This window comes from Stenotrophomonas maltophilia, from assembly GCF_025642255.1.
GTDB classification, from domain to species: Bacteria; Pseudomonadota; Gammaproteobacteria; order Xanthomonadales; family Xanthomonadaceae; genus Stenotrophomonas; species Stenotrophomonas maltophilia_P.
Genome location: NZ_CP106759.1, coordinates 25,903 through 43,913, shown reverse-complemented (window position 1 = coordinate 43,913; position 18,011 = coordinate 25,903). Strand labels below are relative to the sequence as shown.

Genomic DNA, 18,011 nt, shown 5'->3' with positions numbered 1-18,011 from the left:
TGAGCCCGCTCGCAGTGCGCGGGGGTGGTCGCCCTTCCAATCGATGCACCGGCGTGGACCGCGGCTTCGCCGGTTCCAATCATCGATAGAGGGAGTACAAGGATATGTATCGCAGCACCTCTTTGCTGTTCGGTGGCCTGCTGGCCGCTGCCATCTTTCCTGCCACCGCAGCAGCGCCAGCGACCGGGTCGCCCCACATCATCGGCGGCGCCCCGGCCGTGCCCGGCGAGTATCCGTTCATGGTCAGCCTGCAGGGCCTGGAGCTGGGAGACAGTGACTTCGACCGCCACGTCTGCGGCGGCACGGTGATCTCGCCGTCCTGGATCCTGACCGCCGCGCACTGCGTACAGGGCAACTCGCCCGCGCGGCTGGCGGTGCTGGCCGGCAGCACCACGCTGGCCACCGCGCCATCGCCTCGAGCGTCCAACATCAGGGCGATCCACGTGCACCCGGCCTTCAACAGCGGCAACACCCTGGAGCACGACGTGGCCCTGATCCACCTCAGCGCGCCGCTGGCCGACGTGCAGCCGGTTGCCCTGCGCCTGCGTCCGGACGCCAGCTATCTCAAGCCGGGTCGTGATTTCACCGTGATCGGCTGGGGTGACACCGGCATCGATGACGACGTGATCTACCCGACCGAGCTGCAGGCGGTGCGGACGCCCTTCGTGCCCTTCACGCAATGCCAGCAGGCGTACGCCGGTGAGCTGGCCCGCGGCAAGGTGATCTGTGCCGGTCGCGAGGGCATCGACAGCTGCCAGGGCGATTCGGGCGGGCCCCTGCTGTTGCGCCTGCGGGAGGGCTGGACCCAGTTCGGCATCGTCAGCTGGGGCGAAGGCTGTGCCCTGGCCGGCTACCCGGGGGTTTATGCCCGAATCGCCGAAAAACATGCCGTGGATTTCATCGAATCCGTGTGGCAACGCGATTGATTCAATAAAATCAATAAGTTAAATAACATTACATCATGTGTTGCCTTAAGTTGTGCGGCGGCGTAGGATCGCGCCATCCGGTCTTCGGACCGGACCTGCGCCACAACACTGTCCTCCGGCCTCGAGCCGGCTTGAGGAGCCTGTGATCCCCGTGATCCGGGCTCTTTTTTTATCCCGGTGGCGGCGCTGGGGTCAGATCCCTTCTGCCGCAGCAGAGGGGATCTGACCCCCTTGGCTGGAAACCGTGACGTCCCGGCTTGCCGCTGTCACCTTGCAGGCCGCAAGATGCGGACCGGTCCGGGGAGTCCGAAGGCATGAGCACGGTAGTGCGAACGAAGTCTGCACGAGGGTGGGGGCTGGCGGCCATGATGCTGCTGGCCGTGGCCGCGTGCCGCGAGCCAGGCAGTGATCCGGCCCGACCGGCAGCCGAACCGGTGGCCGCCGTGCAGGCGATGGCGCAGCGTCTGGCCGAGGACGATCTGCTCGGCTACGCGAAGCTGTCGGTGCCCCCCAGCCAGTACCAGCGGCTGCAGCAGGCCTGGGCGGACGGACACAGCCAATGGCCGCTGACCGAACTGCCGCTGGGTGACCAGCTGCTGCCGATGCTGGCCGCCCTGCGCAGGCCCGGCGCCAGCGCCGAACTGCAGCGCAGTTTCGACCGCCAGCTGGCCGGGCAGTCCGGCGCGGTGCGCCAGGCCGCGCAGTCGATGGGCAACTTCGGGGTGCAGTATCTGCGCCATCAGAAGGGATACACGCCCAGCCAGCAGGCCCACTACATCGCCCTGGTGGAGGCCCTGTCCGGCTGGGCGCAGGGCGCACCGATCAGCGATCGCGCACGGGCGCGCAGCAGCATCGCCGCGCTCGTCGGCGCCGCCACCCAGGTCGGCTTCGAGGATGATGCCGGCCTGCAGGCCGCGGGGATGGAGGGCAGCCTGCAGCAGCTGGCGCCGTTCATCCACACGCTCAAGGCCGTGCTGGCCAGCTACGGGCTGGGGGTGGACGAAGCCCTGCTCAGCATCCGCGGCGAAGTGCTGTCACTGGAGGGCGACAACGCGCTGGTCCGCCTGCAGTACGACCTGGCCGGGCGCGAGCTGACCCTGCAGCTGCCGCTGAGCCGGCGCGAAGGTCACTGGTACCTGACCCGCACTCTGGCCGATACCGACGCGATACTGCGCCAGGCCGACGCGGCCCGTGCGGCAGCCGCGCCCGCCCCGGCCGAACCCGCCGATGCAGGCGAAGAAGCGGCAATGCCGCCGCCTAAGCCATAATGGCGCCGATGTCGAAACAGAACCCGCTGCCGTTCCCCGGCGAAGAATCCCAGTCGACGCCCGCCGAAACGGCGCCGGCGTCCCCCTCGACCAGTACCGGCCCGAATCCGGTGCCGCCGCCCGTGCACGCCCGTCCTCCTGGCCGCCGCCCGCTGTGGGCAAGGCTGCTCGGCCGCCTGGTCGAACCGTGGCTGTCGCTGAAGATCGAACCTGAGGATCCGGGCCAGTACAACGATGGCCGTCCGGTGATGTACGTGCTGGAAGACTACGGGCTGTCCAATGCGCTGATCCTGGACAAGGCGTGCCGCCAGGCGGGCCTGCCGTCACCGCTGGTGCCGCTGGCCGGCGACCCGACCGGTCGCAAACGCGCCTACCTGGCACTGTCGCGGCGCAGTTCCAGCAACTCGCTGATTCCGGAGCAGCGTGGCGCCAAGACCCATTCCGATTCGCTGGCCAAGGTCCTGCAGGCGCATCGCGTGCATGAGGATCTGGACGTGCACCTGGTGCCCGTGTCGATCTTCGTCGGCCGCGCGCCGGACAAGCAGAGCGGGTGGTTTGCCGTACTGTTCTCGGAGAACTGGGCGCTGGTCGGCCGTTTCCGCCGCCTGCTGGCGGTCCTGCTCAACGGCCGCAGCACCATCGTCCGCTTCGCTCCGCCGATTTCGCTGCGCTCCACCGTCAACGAGGGCCTGGAGCCTGAGCGTACGGTGCGCAAGCTGCAACGCGTGCTGCGCACCCATTTCCGCCGTATCCGCGAATCGGTGATCGGCCCGGACCTTTCCACCCGCCGCCTGCTGGTGGACCAGGTGCTGGCCGCCGAGCCGGTACGCGAAGCGATCGCCGCGCAGGCCAAGCGCGACAATTCCAAGCCGGCCGATGCCTGGAAGAAGGCGCATGCCTACGCCTGGGAAATCGCTGCGGACTATTCCAGCCCGGTGGTGCGCTCGGCCAGCTTCATGCTCAGCCATGTCTGGAACCGGATCTATGCCGGTGTGCTGGTTCACCATCTGGACAAGTTCAAGGCGGCCGCGCCGGGCCATGAAGTGGTGTACGTGCCCAGCCACCGCAGCCACATGGACTATCTGCTGCTGTCCTACCTGCTGTACGACCGCGGCATCGTGCCGCCGCACATCGTGGCCGGCATCAACCTCAACCTGCCGGTGGTCGGCACGCTGCTGCGCAAGGGCGGCGCGTTCTTCATCCGCCGCTCGATCCGCGGCAACGCGCTGTACTCGGCGGTGCTCAGCGAGTACGTCGCGCAGCTGGTGGCCGGTGGCTATTCCATCGAGTACTTCGTCGAGGGCGGCCGTTCGCGTACCGGCCGCCTGCTGCAGCCCAAGGGCGGCATGATCTCGATGACCCTGCGTGCCTTCCTGCGCCAGCCGCGCAAGCCGGTGCTGTTCCAGCCTGTCTACATCGGCTACGAGAAGCTGATGGAAGGCGGCAGCTACCTGGACGAACTCTCCGGCCGACCGAAGGAAAAGGAATCGATCTGGCAGCTGCTGTGGGGCATCCCCAAGGTGCTCAAGCAGAACTACGGGCAGGTGGTGGTCAACTTCGGCGAGCCGATCGCGCTGAACGACGTGCTGGCCGAGAAGGCGCCGGAGTGGAAGGGTGAGGCGGTGCCGGAAGACGAGAAGCCGGCATGGCTGTCGACCACTGTCGATACACTGGCCGAGCGCATCCAGGAACGCATCAATGGCGCGGCGGACGTCAATCCGATCAATCTGCTGGCATTGGCCCTGCTGTCCACGCCCAAGCATGCAATGGGCGAGGCGGACCTGATCGCGCAGATCGAACTGTGCAAGACCCTGCTGGTCGAGATGCCGTATTCGGACCGGGTGACGGTGACTCCGCATTCGCCGGAGCGGATCATCGCCCACGCCGAGGAGATCAACGTCCTCACCCGCATCAAGCACCCGCTGGGCGACGTGCTCAGTGTGAGTGGCGACACCGCGGTGCTGCTGAGCTACTTCCGCAACAACGTGCTGCACCTGTTCACCGCCTCCTCGTGGGTGGCGTGCTGTTTCCAGAACAACCGCCGCATGAGCCGCACCGGCCTGGTCCAGCTGGGCCGCACCGTCTACCCGTTCCTGCAGGCCGAGCTGTTCCTGCCGTGGACCGAGGACGAGTTCGCCCAGCGCATCGACCAGACCATCGACGTGTTCGTGCGTGAGGGACTGCTGCAGAACGTCAACGAGGACGATGGCGGCATTCTTGCCCGCAACACCGGGCAGACCGACGAAGTGTTCCGCCTGCGTGCGATCGGCCACTCCCTGCAGCAGGCCTTCGAGCGCTACTACATCGCCATTTCGGTGCTGGTGAAGAACGGGCCGGGCACGCTCGGCGCCGCCGAACTGGAAAGCCTGTGCCAGCAGGCCGCACAGCGCCTGAGCCTGCTCTACGCGCCGGCGGCACCGGAGTTCTTCGACAAGGCCCTGTTCCGCAGCTTCATCCAGAAGCTGCGCGAACTGCGCCTGGTATGGCCCGACGAGAACAGCAAGCTGCTGTTCGACCAGCGCCTGGATGCCTGGGCCAAGGACGCCAAGTTCATCCTCGGTCGCGAACTGCGCCACACCATCGAGCGGGTCAGCCCGGAAGCCGCACGCCCGGACGAGCCTGCGCCGCAGGATTGAAGGTCGCGCCGGGTCCTACGGTAGGTGTAGACCTTGGTCCACACACCTTCCAGTCGTGCCAACCCAGGTTGGCACCTACCAGGGCAGAGGCCAACCAAGATTGGCACCCACCTGAACCCGGCTCACGCCGGCTCGTCGGGAATCTGCAGGCTTTCCAGCCGGGTGATGCAGTCCTTCAGCTGCAGCTTGCGCCGCTTCAGGCGTTTGGACTCGAGCTCGTCCTCGCCATTGGCCGCCATGCGGGTGATCTGTTCATCCAGCAGGCGGTGCTCGGCGCGCAGGGCGGCGAGGCGTTCGGCGATCTCGGCGGGGCTGTAGGTGTCCACGGCCTCCGAGCATACACAGCGATGATGACCACCGGGAGAGGGCCGGACCGTTCCCCGGCCGGGGCCGCTCCAAGCCGGTAGAATGGAAGGCATGAGTGCCGTGATCTCCCTTCCCGATCCCCTGCCGCGCGCGCCCCGCGATCCGCGCGTGGCCGAGCGCGAGCAGCACAAGCTGGCCAAGCGCCTGCGCCGCCAGGTGGGCGAGGCGATCGCCGACTTCGGCATGATCGAGGCCGGCGACAGGATCATGGTCTGCCTGTCCGGCGGCAAGGACAGCTATACCCTGCTGGACATGCTGGTGCAGCTGCAGAAGAAGGCACCGGTGCCGTTCGAACTGGTGGCGGTGAACCTGGACCAGAAGCAGCCGGGCTTCCCCGAGCATGTGCTGCCGGAGTACCTGGCCGGGCTCGGGGTGCCGTACCACATCATCGAGCAGGACACCTATTCGGTGGTCAGCCGGGTGATTCCGGAAGGCAAGACGATGTGTTCGCTGTGCTCGCGCCTGCGCCGCGGCGCGCTGTATCACCATGCCGAGACCCACGGCTTCACCAAGATCGCGCTCGGCCACCACCGCGACGACATGGTGGCCACGTTCTTCATGAACCTGTTCCACCACGCCAAGCTGTCGGGCATGCCGCCGAAGCTGCGCAGCGATGACGGCCGGCACGTGGTGATCCGGCCGCTGGCCTACGTGCGCGAAAGCGACATCGTCGCGTACGCGCAGGCACGCCGGTTCCCGATCATCCCCTGCAACCTGTGCGGCAGCCAGGAAAACCTGCAGCGCCGCCAGGTCGGCCTGATGCTCAAGCAATGGGACAGGGACCACCCCGGCCGCATCGAGCAGATCGCGCGCGCCATGGGCCAGGTCCGGCCCTCGCAGCTGGCCGACACGTCCCTGTTCGACTTCATGGCGCTGGGCCGTCGCGATGACGCACCGCTGCCCGATGCCCATGCTTGGCTGGCCGGTACCCCGGTCGACGCCGAAGCAGATCCCGAGACGCCCACCGCATAAGGTCGGTCGCCCTTTCTCTTTGCCATCCGGAAATCCATGTTCTTTCGCAACCTGACGTTCTTCCGTTTCCCGACCGCCACTGATTTTTCTGAAATCGATACGCTGCTGCCGCACGCCGTGCTCAAGCCGGTCGGCGCGCTGGAGATGAATTCGCGCGGCTTCATTTCACCGTTCGGCCGCGAGGAGAAGGAACTGCTCTCGCACCGCATCGCCGAGCACCTGTGGCTGACGGTTGGCGGCGAGGACAAGATCCTGCCGGCAGCCGTGGTCAACGACCTGCTAGAGCGCAAGCTGGAGGAGATCGAGGAGAAGGAAGGCCGGCGCCCCGGCGGCCGCGAGCGCAAGCGCATGAAGGACGACCTGCTGCATGAACTGCTGCCGCGCGCCTTCGTGAAGTCCTCGCGCAACGACGCCTTCATCGACCTGCAGCACGGCTACGTCGCGGTGGATACGTCCAGCCGCAAGACCGGCGAGTACTTCATGTCCGACATCCGTGGCCTGCTCGGCAGCTTTCCGGCAATGCCGCTGAACGCCGAAGTCGCGCCGCGTTCGATCCTGACCGGCTGGATCGCCGGCGAACCGCTGCCGACCGGGCTCAGCCTGGGCGAAGAGTGCGAGATGAAGGATCCGGTGGAGGGCGGTGCGGTGGTCAAGTGCCAGCACCAGGAACTGCGCTGCGACGAGATCGACAAGCACCTGGACGCCGGCAAGCAGGTGACCAAGCTGGCGCTGATCTTCGAAGACAACCTGTCCTTCGTCATCGGCGACGACCTGATCGTGCGCAAGCTGAAGTTCCTCGACGGCGCCCTGGACCAGCTCGAGCATGCCGACGAGGAGGGCCGTCGCGCCGAGTTCGACGCACGGTTCGCCCTGCAGAGCGCCGAGATCCGCCGCCTGTTCCTGCTGCTGGAAGAGGCGTTCAAGCTCAGCAAGGCTGACTGAACAGGCACCGCGTGGGCCGCCGGTCATCCAGCGGCCCGAAGCAGCGCTATGCTGGCTGCATGAGCCGCCTGCTGCGCCGCCTGATCTCGCCCACACTGCCCGCCACCGTGCAGCGCGATACCGTTCGCCTCCGCCTGGAGGATGCCGAGATCGACGTGCTGCGCGTACGCGATCCGCGCGCGCGCCGCATCAAGCTCAGCGTCGACGAACGCGGCGCGCGCCTGACCCTGCCGCCGCGCGCCAGCCTGGTGATGGGCGAACGTTTCCTGGAGCAGCATCGCGACTGGTTGGCACTGCAGCTGCGCCAGTACCAGGGCCAGGGCCTGCCCGCACCGCTGCAGCCCGGCGTGGACGGAGTGCTGCCCCTGCGCGGGGAGCTGCTGCCGCTGCGCTGGCAGGAAGGCCGCTACGCACGCCTGGACATCGACGAGCACGGCGCCTGCCTGCAGTGGCCGGCCCGCGCCGGTGACGCGACCCTGCGCCGTCTGCTGCGCGAGTTCTTCGAGGCGCAGACCCGCGCCGACGTGGGGCGCTGGCTGCCGCGCTATCTACCCGGCCTGCCACGGGCACCCAGCCGCCTGCGCTTGAAGGTGATGTCCTCGCAGTGGGGTTCGTTGGCTCCCGATGGCAGCATGGCCCTGGATCTTGCGCTGGTCCTGGGGCGTCCGCAGGCATTCGAGTATGTGCTGGTGCATGAGCTCTGCCACCTCATCCAGCCCAACCACTCGCCGGCGTTCTGGCAGGAGGTCGAGCAACGGTTCCCGGCCTGGCGTGAGCAGCGCGACTACTTCCAGCAGGAAGGGCGACGCCTGAAGGCGATGCTGAGGCAGCTGCTGTAAGCCATCACCCTGCCGGTCCGGCCGTACAATGCGGCCATGCCCGGCATGCTCAAGACTGTCTTTCTTTCCATCGTCGCCCTGGCTGGCGCGTTGCTCGCGCTTGCCCTGGTCACCAGTGCCGGTGGCTGGCTGCCTGCGCTGCTCGGCCTGCATCCCGGCAGCGAAGCGCAGCTGGGCTGGGACCTGGCGTTCACCGTGCTCGGCGGCATCGCCGCGATCGCCTTCGCCACCTACTACGCGCCCTGCTGGCCGCGTGCGCACGGCACCTCGATCTGGTCACTGCTGGTGCTGGGCGCAGGCTACGGCCTGTGGACGCTCGGCGCGGATTTCCCACGCTGGTTCGTCATCGGCCTGCTGGTATCACTGCCGGTGCAGCTGCTGCTGGGATGGGGGTTCGGACGTCGGCCCTCACGCAGCGCAACACAGGCTTAACAATCTCCCCCTAGGCTCGGTGCCCGCCGAACGTCGGCAACGCGGCGCAGGGGCCTGTACCCACGGAACCCGGGAACAGGCGCGGCGTAAGACACCACAGGGAACCGGGGAATCATCCGATGCGTTACCAGACACGGGAGGCCGCCGCCGCGGCCCCCCAAGCGAAGCTGTTGTCCCGCGCCGTGCATGCGGTGCTGATCGGCGGCCTGGCCGTGCTGCCCGTCGAAGCAATGGCCGAGGAGGCGATCGAAGGCGATACCCGCCAACAGCTGCAGCAGCTGGACACGGTCACCGTGACCGGCAGCTATGCACGGAGCCTGGAGCGCGCCGTCGACCTGAAGCGCGCCAACATCGGCTTCTCCGACTCGATCGTCGCCACCGACGTGGCCGATTTTCCCGAGCAGAATCTCGCCGAAGCGCTGCAGCGCATGCCGGGCGTCACCATCGAACGCAACAAGGGCCTGGGCAGCAGGGTCAGCGTGCGCGGCCTGCCCAGCGAGTTCACCCTGGTCTCGATCAACAACCTGGCGACGGCCTCCGGCAGTGGCGGACGCGACGTGCAGTTCGACATCTTCGCCTCGGACGTGGTGCAGACGGTGACCGTGCAGAAGTCGCCGACCGCCGCCGATGAGGAAGGCGGCATCGCCGGCTCGGTCTACATCGAAACGGCCAAGCCATTCGACTTCCCCGAGCCGAAGTTCAGTGCGTCGGCCGAAGCTTCGCACAACTCGATCAACGGCAAGATCGATCCGAAGATCTCCTTCCTCGCCAGTGACACCTGGGGCAACTGGGGCGGCCTGGTGTCGTTCTCCAAGGCCAAGCGCAGCAACCGCACCGACTCCAACTCAGGCATCAACTTCCGTCCCATGGGCCGCTTCCTGGAGGCGTCGGGTACGCGCGGTTCGCAGGCCGCCGCGGTGCTGGCGCGCGATGCCGGCATCGTCGTCAGCAACCGGATGGACAAGGATGAAACCAGCCGGATTGTCTTCCAGGACAAGGTCGGCGACCGCGTCTACCTCAACGAGCAGGACCAGTGGGGCGCCACCGCCTCGCTGCAGTTCAAGCCCAGCGACACGTTCTCGCTCAGCTTCGACGCCATGCTCGGCGGCTACGACACACACGAGGACGAGTACGATGCCGCAGCGTACTCGGCCTCCAGCCGCAGCACGCTGGACACCATCCACGACTACGACCGTGACACGCTGTCGGCCTACGGCATCACCGTGCTGAAGGACGTGTCCTACACCGCCACCCAGCACGAAATCCTGAGCAAGGAACGCAACGCCAATACCGACTACCGTCAGTTCAGCAGCACGCTGGACTGGAAGGTGGGTAACTGGAACATCGACGCGCTGGTCGGCTACTCCGGCGCGCGCAAGGACTCGGACTACGCCAACCTCAAGCACGTGGCCTACGCGCCGTCGCGCACGCGCTGGACCCGCAACGGCGGCGAGACCGTGCCGAGCACAACCGGCGGCTTCGACATGTACAACGCCGCAGACAAGTACCTGTTCGAAGCGTACGAAACCGAGCTGGAGAAGGTGAAGGATGACAAGTACGCCGCGCAGCTCGACCTGAGGCGGCAGATGAACCTGGCCTTCTTCCCGGCACTGAGCGGCGTGCAGTTCGGCGCGCGCTACACCGACAAGACCAAGGAACGCGCGTTCGGCAGCGGCAAGATCCAGGGCCCGACCGCCGGCAGCGCCGCGTGGGTCAATACGCGCACGCTGGCCGACAGCAACCCGGTGTGGATCAGCCAGCTGGCACCGGGTGGTGCGTATCGCCCGAGCGACCTGGACTGGCAGCAGGTTTCCAACGCCTATGCGCGCGCTACGTTCCGCTACCCGGGCTATGAAACCCCGATCGATCCGGGCCAGTACTACGAGGTGAAGGAGAAGACCCTGGCCCTGTATGCCATGGCCGATCTCTACTTCGACATCGGTCAGGTACCGGTGTACGCCAACCTCGGCGTGCGTTCGATCGACACCGACGTCGATTCGTCCGGCTTCCATCCGGTGCAGAACGCCGATGGCAGCAACGGCTACACGCCGACGCCGATTTCGAGCAGCGGCGACTACAGCAGGATCCTGCCCAGCTTCAACATGACCGCCGAGATCGCCGAGGGCCTGGTGCTGCGCGGTGCTGCCTCGGAAACACTGATGCGTCCGTCGCTGACCGACATTGCCTACCGCCGCACCGTCAGCTGGAGCAGCTTCCGCTTCATGGACGGCAACCCGGCACTGAAGCCGACCACCGCCAGGCAGTGGGAAGTGGGCCTGGAAAAGTACCTGCAGAACGGTGGCCTGCTGGCCGCGTCGTACTTCTCCAAGAAGATCGACGGCGTAGTGCGGCAGTCGTTGACCGGCATCGTGCCGAACGTGGAGAAACTCAACGCCAACGGTTCGCTGGACGGCTACTACGACTTCGAGGTCTACCAGCCGGTCAACGCCGATGGCTCGTACAAGGTCACCGGCGTGGAGCTGGTCGCGCAGCTGCCGCTGTCGATGCTGCACCCGGCGCTGGAAGGCTGGGGCATCAATGCCAACTACACCCAGCTCGACAATTCGCTGACCGGTGCATCCGACCTGGATATCCCGACGCCGCCGGAAGGCTTGGCCGAGAAGGCGTACAACGTCACCCTGTACTACGAGAACGATCGCTTCAGCGCGCGCGCCTCGTACAACTACAAGGACAAGTACGTCGAGTACATCCATCTGAACATGTATCCGGTTTACCGCGATGCCTATGGCCAGCTCGATGCCTCTATCGGGTTCCGCCTCACCGACACCTGGAAGCTGAACCTGGAGGCGATCAATCTGCTCGACGAGAAGACCACCGGCTACACCATCGACAAGGCCTTCCCGACCCAGTACGAGTTCTCCGGCCGTCGTATCACCTTCGGCATCCGCGCGGACTTCTGAGCCCGCCGCTGCAGGGCCGTGGCCAATGCCCCGGCCCTACAGATCGAGCGACGGCAGGGTCTGCTTCACCGCATCGATGCCCCGCCACGGATCGGCCTTCAGGCGCTTGGCCCGTGCCAGCGCCTTGTCGAGCGGGAAGGCGTCGGCCGCCTTGATCCGCGCAAGCTCTTCCCAGCGCAGCGGCACCGCCACGCCCGCACTTTCGCGGGCGCGCAGCGACCAGGAGCAGACGCTGGTCGCGCCACGCGTATTGCGCAACCAATCGATGAAGATCACACCGCCGCGCTTGGCCTTGCTCATCGTTGCCACATAGCGTTCGGGCGCCTGCTGTGCCATCGCCTGCGCGAAGGCCTCGCAGAATGCCTTGGCCTGTTCCCAGTCGGCGGCGGGCTGCAGGGGGACCACCACATGCACGCCCTTGCCGCCGGACAGCCGCACGAAACTGCGCAGGCCGATCTCCTGCAACCGGTCGCGCACGTCGCGCGCGCCGGCCTTGACCTCGTTCCAGCCGACGCCCTCACCGGGGTCCAGATCGAATACCAGCCGGTCTGGATGTTCGGGATCGGCAACCGTGGCGCCCCAGGGATGCAGCTCGAGCGTGTTCATCTGCACCAGCTGCAGCAGGCCGCGTACATCGTCGATGTAGACGTAGTCCTCGCGACCGCTCTTCTGCTGCAGGGGGACCGCATGCACGGCGTCGCCCAGGCCCGGGCCGTGGTGCTTCTGGAAGAAGCAGGCCTTGCCCGCGCCATCAGGGCAGCGCAGCAGCGAAAGGGGCCTGCCCACGATCCCGGGCAGGATCCAGCGCGCCATCTGCCGGTAGTAGTCGGCCACGTCGCCCTTGCGGATCTTCTTCTTCGCGAAGACCACACGCTCAGGGTGGCTGATGGCAACCGCGTCGTCGCTGCTCGTGGTCTTTGCAGGCATCGCCAGATCCTCGCCGCTCTTGTCGCTGCGCAGCCGCTTGAAGCTGGCCTGTCGCAGCAGCCCCTCCTTGCCCCAGCCACGGAAGGCCACTTCGGCCACCCTCACTGGCTTCACCCAGTGCACGCTGGCGGCGCGGAACGGGACGTGCGCGGGCAGCGCCACCGCAGCGTCCTCCACCGCCAACGGCTTCAGCGTCCGCGCCAGCGCGCGCAGGCTGTCATCGTCGAAGCCGGTGCCGACGCGACCCACGTAGCGCAGGCCGTCCTTGTCGGGAGTTGCCAGCAGCAACGATCCGAACCCCACGCGCGAGCCCTTCGGCGCGGTATGGCCGACGATCAGGAACTCATCGGTATCCTCATGCTTGACCTTCACCCAGCTGCGCGCACGCACGTTGACGTAGGGCGCGTCCACCTGCTTGCTGACGATGCCCTCATACCCGGCCTTACCACTGGCGGCGAAGACCTGCGGCCCATGGCCGAGGACGTGATCGCTGAACGCCAGCGTTCCGGGCGTGTCGCCGATCAACGCCTTGAGCAGCGTCTTGCGCTCAAGCAGCGGTGCCGCGCTGATGTCCACTCCCGCCACGCCGGGCAGGTCGAAGAGAAGGTAGCGTAGCGGCGCCTTCGAGCTGCCATCGATGACCCGCTGCAGGGCGGCGAAATCGCTGCGACCCTTCTCGTCGAGCACTACCAGTTCACCGTCCAGGCGCGCGTCATCAACCGGCAGCGCCTGCACGGCCTGCACGACTTCAGGGAAGTCCCCGGTCCAGTCCAGCCCGTTGCGCGAGCGGAGCTTCACTTCACCGCCGTGCAGATCGGCCAGCAGGCGATAGCCATCCCACTTGATCTCGTGCAGCCAGCGATCGCCATCGGGCGCGGCATCGCGGTGGTCGGTCAGTTGTGGTTTGAATGCACGCGGATACGGGCGGTCGCGGGCGCCCTGCAGTTTCAGCGCGCGCGCGTGCCAGCGCGACTCCGCCTTGCGTGTCTTCCTGCCCGTCATCTTCTTCGCGCTCCCGGGGTGTTCACGCAATGGCGCGTGCAGCAGGTCGTCGGCCTCTGCGTCGCGGGCCTCGCTGTCCTCGCGCTTGATCAACAGCCACTGCACCTGGCGTCCCTTCATCGCGGTCCGCACCAGTTTCCATCCCCCGGCCAGCCGCTGGCCATGCAGGACGAAATCGATCTTGCCCGCTGCCAGCGCCTGCAGTGGATCACCCGCGCATGCCCAGGTGCCGTGGTCGAAGACCTCCACGTGACCGGCACCGTAGTGGCCCTCGGGAATATCGCCCTGGAAGCCGGCATAGGACAGGGGATGATCTTCCACTTCCACCGCCAGCCGCTTCTCGCCAACGCGCAGCGATGGCCCTTTGGGCACCGCCCAGCTCTTGAGCACGCCGTCCATTTCGAGGCGGAAATCGAAATGGCGCGAACTGGCGTGGTGCAGCTGGATGACGAAGATCGGCCGCCGCTTCGGATCACCCGGCGCCGGCTGGTCGTCCGGTTCCGGCGTCTGCCCGTTGCCGCCGCCGAGCCGACGCTTGCGCCGGTACTGATGCAGCGACATGGATCACCCTGCCTTGCGCCGTGGCGCGGCCTTCTTCGCTGCCTTCTTCGCGGTCTTCCTGCCTGTCTTGCCGGCCGCCTTCTTCGCCGGCGCCTTGCGCGCGGTCGTCTTGCTCGCGGGGGTTCGCTTGTTCGCATCCAGGCTCTTCTGCAACAGGGCCATGAAATCGACCACGTTGGTGGTGGCGTCCTCGCGCGGTGCAGGCTCTTCGTCCACCCGGGTGGTGCCCCCCTTGGCCTTGATCCGTTTGTTGAGCACCTGCTGCAGGCGCTCGCGGAACTCGTCGTGATACTGCGACGGATCCCAGTCGCCAGCCATCGACTCGATCAGCTGCTCGGCCATCGCCGTTTCCTTGCCGGTGATGCGGTACTCGGACAGGGTGCCGGTGGGCAGCTTGAGGTCCTCCGGATCGACAAGCTCCTGCGGATAGCGGAGGATCATCAGCACCAGGGCGTGCTCGTGCGGCATCACCGCGCAAAGATACTCGCGGGTACGCACGACCACCCGTGCAATGCCGACCTTGCCGGTGCTGCGCAGCGTCTCGCGCAGCAGTACATAGCCCTTCTCGGCCTTCTTGCCCGGCACCAGCAGATAGGGCTTTTCGTAGTAGCGCGGATCGATCTGCGCCGCGTCCACGAAGGTCTCCACCTCCACGGTCTCATGGCTTTCGGGCGCCGCCGAACGGATGTCGCCTTCCTCCAGCACGACATAACTACCCTTGTCGTACTCGTAGGCCTTGACGATGTCCTTCCACGGAACTTCCTCACCGGTATCGGCGTTGACCCGTTCGAAGCGGATCGGTTTGCGGTCGCGCGAATCGAGCATGCGGAACTGCAGATCGACCTTGCGTTCGCCGGACATCAGCGACACCGGCACGTTGAGCAGGCCGAAGGAGAGTGTTCCGGTCCAGATCGGGCGGGCCATGCGCGCACCTGTGCTTGAGCAGGACCGTCAGCTTCCGGTGCCGGGTGTAAACCACCCGTGTCGATGCCGTGCACGCCGGGTCGGCGCGCAGCATCCCGGCCAGGTCACTGCAGCAGGGGTCTTACCGCCGCTGCCGGAATATGATCCAGCGCGCGCCATGCGTCTTCCACCACCGGCCGCGCCTGCGACCAGCCCAGTCGCGACTGCCCTCGCATCTGTTCCCAATGCTCGGCCAGCTCCTCGCAGGTATCGGCCGCATCCCCACGCGGCCAGTCCGCCGCATGTGTGGTCAGTGCGAAGGCATACACCGGGCACAGGTCACGCCAGTTGCGATGACCGTGACCACGGCGTTCCTCGTAATCGCTGAGCATGTACTGGAGGTAATCCTGGGCCACGGCCTGCGGATCTTCGTGGCGACGCGTCCGGCGCTGCGCGGTGCGCTGGCCGAGCGGATCGAGCAGGGCGTTGAACACGGACGGGGCGGGGCGTTCCAGGCGGGGCATGACCGGCTCCTGCAGCGGGTCGGGTGGGCAGGAATACCGGCGGCAGCGTTATCCAGCCGTGACAGAGATGTTCATGACGCAGGGTTCGCGGTGCCTTTACCTCAGTGGCGGTGTAGTGGTCCTCCCCATGCGCAGGTACCTGATCATGAGCCGAGAGACCTCCCGAGACCCGCTCCGCGAGAACCGTGCGCCAATTCCCGGCGAGCAGCGCGGCAAGCACGACAACGATGATGCCGACTTCCGTGGCACGGGCGCGCCCTTCTTCGACGCCGCACAGTCCGGCGAGCATCTGCCCGTGAAGCGCGAGGCTGAACAGGCCGCGCTGGACCGCAAGGACGGCGGCGACCGCCATCGGGGAGGGCAGGAGAGCCCGCTCAAGCGACGCGAACGCAAGCAGCACGCCAGCGACAACCAGGACGAGGCGCTGGAGGAAACGTTCCCGGCCAGCGACCCGACCTCACCGTTCGTGCCGGCCAAGGCGCCCGACTGACGGCCCGCAGGCGCCGCCGGTCAGGTCAGCGCCATGACCACTGCAGGCCGACACTGGCACGGCGGCCCGGGCCGGGCTCGTAGTAGCGGCCATTGCCATCGTCGACGATGACCGAGCCGATGTAGGCCTGGTCAAGCACGTTCTCCAGCCGGGCGAAGGCACGCAGCTCGCCTCCGGGCAGCCGCCACTGGCGGCCCCCTTCCAGATGCAGCAGGGCGTAACCCGGCGCGCGTTCGTCGGCGAGGTCGTTCACCACGGTATCGCTGCTCGCGGTGGCCTCCACCGCCCACTGCCAGTCCGCAGGCGTCCACTGCAGGCGGGCGAAGGCCTGCTGGCGTGGAACACCCGGCAGGCGGCTACCGGCATCCACGCGGGTATCGGGCACACGGCAGCCGCTGCCGGCACAGGTCAGATAGGGCGACCGCACCTGTGCCTGCAGCCAGGTCCAAGCCAGCTGCAGTTCCAGCTGCTCGGCCAGCGGCTGCCGGTACTGCAGTTCGATGCCCTGGCGCCGTGTACGGCCGATGTTGCGGTAGGTGCTGCGGCCACCGATATTGCTGGCAACGGCCAGCTCGTCGTCGGTATCTGCACGGAATAGGCTTGCATCCAGCTGCATTCCATCCTGTGCATGCCATTTGCTGCCGATCTCCAGCGTGCGGCTGCGCGCCGCCGCCAGATCCAGCGCCAGCCCGGCCTGGCCGTCGGCGCGATAGCCCAGTTCATTGAAGGTCGGTGTCTCGAAGCCACGGCCCACGGCGGCATGCAGGCGCCACTGCGGGTGGGCTTCAAAGCTGATGCCGGCCACGGGTGTGGTGGCCCGGTAGCGGCGGTGGCCGCTGTCGTCCGGGTTGCGGTCGGTGATGTAGCGGTCGTCCGATTCGAAGCGCACGGCACTGTGCCGCACGCCGGCCAGCAGCGACCAGCGCGGACTCCACTGCCACCAGGCCTGGGCGAACTGGTCTACGTTCTGCACGATGTCGATCTGGTCGCGTCGCAGGCGCCCGCGCACGCCCAGTGTGCTGCCGACGAAGTTCTCGTAGCCGGTGCGCTGCTGGCGCTGGCGGTCCGCACTGAGCCCGGCGACCAGGTCCAGCGGTCGGCCGGCCACCTCGCCCTGCCAGCTCCAGCGCGCGTCCAGGCCGCCATAGCCACTGTCCAGGTCAATCACACCGCCGGCATGCAACGGGTTGGCCTGGGCCGTCGGCGGGATCGCCAGATACTGGGTGACCGAGCGCTGGCCGGCATAGCCCATCAGCTGCCACCGCTGCGCGCCGGCCTCGCGGCTCCAGCGCAGGCCGGCCTGCTGCTGGCGCACTGATTTGCGGGTGTTGTACTGATGAGCGACGGCGGTGGCCTGGCGCGGGTCGGCCGCCACCTGCGCGCGGGTCAGACCCAGCGGATCCTGCGCATCGGGTGCGTCCAGCGCGTTGAGCAGCAGCTCCAGCCGCCCGCCTGCCAGTTCGCCGCCGACGCGGGCGTTGAGCGATTCGCGCCGGGCACGGCTGTGGTCGCGCCAGCCATCGGTACGGAAGTGGTTGGCCGCGATGTTGTAGTCCAGCACCTGACCCGCGCCGCGCAGCTGCGCACCCACGCTCAGGGTCGTGTCCGCGCCCGCACTGAGCCGCAGCCGCCACGGGTCGCCCGCCCGGCCCTGCGCGCTCCACACCTGCAGCACGCCACCGGAGGAATTGCCGTACAGCGCCGAGAACGGTCCACGCAGCACCTCCACGCGTTCGGCACCCAGCAGGCTGGCGTGCGACAGCTGGCCCTGTCCATCGGGCATGGTCGCCGGCACACCGTCGATCAGCACGCGTACGCCGCGTACGCCGAACGTCGAGCGGGCGCCAAAGCCCCGGATCGACAGCTGGGTGTCCTGCGCGAAGTTCTGCCGGTCGCGGGCCAGCAGGCCCGGCACCCCGCCCAATGCTTCGGACAGCTGCGCCCCGGTGCCGGCGCGGTCAGCATCGATCCAGACCGTATCCTGGCTGGCGGGCAGGGCGAACGGATCGATCCCCTGCACACGGGCTGCCTGCACCTGCACCGGGGGCAGGGCGGTCGTGGACGGCTCCGCCATCGCGACCAGCGGCGACAGCAGCAGGGCGGACAGGGGTAGGCGATTGCGGCGTGCGGCAGGATTCATGATTCAGGTTGATGGATCGGTCGGCAACGCACGCCATGGTACGGGGCCGCGGATGACGATGGTGGCGGCCAGCCCCGGCAGGCTTTGTTACGATGGGCCGTTTTCGGCCGAAATGCCGCAAGCCGCGTGGCGCAATTCCTCCCCCTTTCCGTCTACCGAACG

The 18,011-nt window shown here is 67.3% G+C and carries 14 protein-coding genes; 9 read left to right on the top strand and 5 right to left on the bottom strand.

The window, feature by feature from the left end:
• The first annotated feature begins 104 nt into the window (after window positions 1-104).
• The 3 genes from N8888_RS00170 to plsB all read left to right on the top strand — a co-directional run bounded on the left by N8888_RS00170 (window position 105) and on the right by plsB (window position 4,830).
• Complete coding sequence (locus tag N8888_RS00170) at window positions 105-926, top strand: serine protease (protein ID WP_065182122.1); 822 nt, start codon at window positions 105-107, stop codon at window positions 924-926.
• 314 nt (window positions 927-1,240) lie between these two features.
• The gene (locus N8888_RS00165) at window positions 1,241-2,194 is read left to right on the top strand and encodes a hypothetical protein (RefSeq protein WP_263176672.1); all 954 of its coding nucleotides are present in this window, start codon (window positions 1,241-1,243) and stop codon (window positions 2,192-2,194) included.
• The gene (gene plsB / locus N8888_RS00160) at window positions 2,194-4,830 is read left to right on the top strand and encodes a glycerol-3-phosphate 1-O-acyltransferase PlsB (RefSeq protein WP_197600185.1); all 2,637 of its coding nucleotides are present in this window, start codon (window positions 2,194-2,196) and stop codon (window positions 4,828-4,830) included. The genes N8888_RS00165 and plsB overlap by 1 nt, the downstream gene beginning before the upstream one ends.
• Window positions 4,831-4,952: 122 nt before the next feature.
• Here the strand turns inward: plsB and N8888_RS00155 are convergent, their stop codons facing one another.
• A complete protein-coding gene (locus N8888_RS00155) occupies window positions 4,953-5,156 on the bottom strand; it encodes a YdcH family protein (protein WP_053516066.1) in 204 nt (67 codons plus the stop codon).
• Window positions 5,157-5,247: 91 nt separating this feature from the next.
• On the opposite strand from N8888_RS00155, the gene ttcA reads away from it, so the two are divergent.
• The 5 genes from ttcA to N8888_RS00130 all read left to right on the top strand — a co-directional run bounded on the left by ttcA (window position 5,248) and on the right by N8888_RS00130 (window position 11,302).
• Window positions 5,248-6,168, top strand: coding sequence for a tRNA 2-thiocytidine(32) synthetase TtcA (gene ttcA / locus N8888_RS00150; RefSeq protein WP_197600186.1), 921 nt, complete (start codon window positions 5,248-5,250; stop codon window positions 6,166-6,168).
• A gap of 36 nt (window positions 6,169-6,204) precedes the next feature.
• On the top strand, window positions 6,205-7,110 hold the full coding sequence (locus N8888_RS00145) for a recombination-associated protein RdgC (RefSeq protein WP_065174082.1): 906 nt from the start codon (window positions 6,205-6,207) through the stop codon (window positions 7,108-7,110).
• A 59-nt stretch (window positions 7,111-7,169) separates the two neighbouring features.
• The gene (locus N8888_RS00140) at window positions 7,170-7,949 is read left to right on the top strand and encodes a M48 family metallopeptidase (RefSeq protein WP_263176669.1); all 780 of its coding nucleotides are present in this window, start codon (window positions 7,170-7,172) and stop codon (window positions 7,947-7,949) included.
• A gap of 36 nt (window positions 7,950-7,985) precedes the next feature.
• Window positions 7,986-8,381 carry a hypothetical protein gene (locus N8888_RS00135; RefSeq protein ID WP_193395684.1) on the top strand — a complete coding sequence of 132 codons (396 nt, stop codon included), beginning with the start codon at window positions 7,986-7,988 and terminating at the stop codon, window positions 8,379-8,381.
• Window positions 8,382-8,500: 119 nt separating this feature from the next.
• A complete protein-coding gene (locus N8888_RS00130) occupies window positions 8,501-11,302 on the top strand; it encodes a TonB-dependent receptor (RefSeq protein WP_263176666.1) in 2,802 nt (933 codons plus the stop codon).
• Window positions 11,303-11,338: 36 nt separating this feature from the next.
• Here N8888_RS00130 and ligD read toward each other — a convergent pair whose 3' ends face one another.
• From ligD to N8888_RS00115, 3 genes are all read right to left on the bottom strand, one after another.
• On the bottom strand, window positions 11,339-13,792 hold the full coding sequence (gene ligD / locus N8888_RS00125; RefSeq protein WP_263176664.1) for a DNA ligase D: 2,454 nt from the start codon (window positions 13,790-13,792) through the stop codon (window positions 11,339-11,341).
• A 3-nt stretch (window positions 13,793-13,795) separates the two neighbouring features.
• On the bottom strand, window positions 13,796-14,716 hold the full coding sequence (locus N8888_RS00120; RefSeq protein ID WP_053516081.1) for a non-homologous end joining protein Ku: 921 nt from the start codon (window positions 14,714-14,716) through the stop codon (window positions 13,796-13,798).
• A gap of 104 nt (window positions 14,717-14,820) precedes the next feature.
• Window positions 14,821-15,219: a hypothetical protein gene (locus N8888_RS00115; protein ID WP_053516083.1), complete on the bottom strand. Its 399-nt coding sequence runs from the start codon at window positions 15,217-15,219 to the stop codon at window positions 14,821-14,823.
• Window positions 15,220-15,364: 145 nt separating this feature from the next.
• Here N8888_RS00115 and N8888_RS00110 point away from each other — a divergent pair, with 145 nt between their 5' ends.
• On the top strand, window positions 15,365-15,709 hold the full coding sequence (locus N8888_RS00110) for a hypothetical protein (protein ID WP_065182172.1): 345 nt from the start codon (window positions 15,365-15,367) through the stop codon (window positions 15,707-15,709).
• A 25-nt stretch (window positions 15,710-15,734) separates the two neighbouring features.
• On the opposite strand, the gene N8888_RS00105 is transcribed toward N8888_RS00110, so the two are convergent.
• Window positions 15,735-17,849 (bottom strand): TonB-dependent receptor family protein, encoded by a 2,115-nt coding sequence (locus N8888_RS00105; protein ID WP_263176662.1) that lies wholly within the window; start codon window positions 17,847-17,849, stop codon window positions 15,735-15,737.
• Window positions 17,850-18,011 lie beyond the last annotated feature (162 nt).

Coding starts and splice junctions, on each gene's coding strand:
- ligD (WP_263176664.1), bottom strand. CDS start 13,792: ATGTCGCTGCATCAGTACCGGCGCAAGCGTCGGCTCGGCGGCGGCAAC.
- N8888_RS00165 (WP_263176672.1), top strand. CDS start 1,241: ATGAGCACGGTAGTGCGAACGAAGTCTGCACGAGGGTGGGGGCTGGCG.
- N8888_RS00120 (WP_053516081.1), bottom strand. CDS start 14,716: ATGGCCCGCCCGATCTGGACCGGAACACTCTCCTTCGGCCTGCTCAAC.
- N8888_RS00110 (WP_065182172.1), top strand. CDS start 15,365: ATGAGCCGAGAGACCTCCCGAGACCCGCTCCGCGAGAACCGTGCGCCA.
- N8888_RS00145 (WP_065174082.1), top strand. CDS start 6,205: ATGTTCTTTCGCAACCTGACGTTCTTCCGTTTCCCGACCGCCACTGAT.
- N8888_RS00170 (WP_065182122.1), top strand. CDS start 105: ATGTATCGCAGCACCTCTTTGCTGTTCGGTGGCCTGCTGGCCGCTGCC.
- N8888_RS00135 (WP_193395684.1), top strand. CDS start 7,986: ATGCCCGGCATGCTCAAGACTGTCTTTCTTTCCATCGTCGCCCTGGCT.
- plsB (WP_197600185.1), top strand. CDS start 2,194: ATGGCGCCGATGTCGAAACAGAACCCGCTGCCGTTCCCCGGCGAAGAA.
- N8888_RS00140 (WP_263176669.1), top strand. CDS start 7,170: ATGAGCCGCCTGCTGCGCCGCCTGATCTCGCCCACACTGCCCGCCACC.
- N8888_RS00130 (WP_263176666.1), top strand. CDS start 8,501: ATGCGTTACCAGACACGGGAGGCCGCCGCCGCGGCCCCCCAAGCGAAG.
- N8888_RS00105 (WP_263176662.1), bottom strand. CDS start 17,849: ATGAATCCTGCCGCACGCCGCAATCGCCTACCCCTGTCCGCCCTGCTG.
- ttcA (WP_197600186.1), top strand. CDS start 5,248: ATGAGTGCCGTGATCTCCCTTCCCGATCCCCTGCCGCGCGCGCCCCGC.
- N8888_RS00115 (WP_053516083.1), bottom strand. CDS start 15,219: ATGCCCCGCCTGGAACGCCCCGCCCCGTCCGTGTTCAACGCCCTGCTC.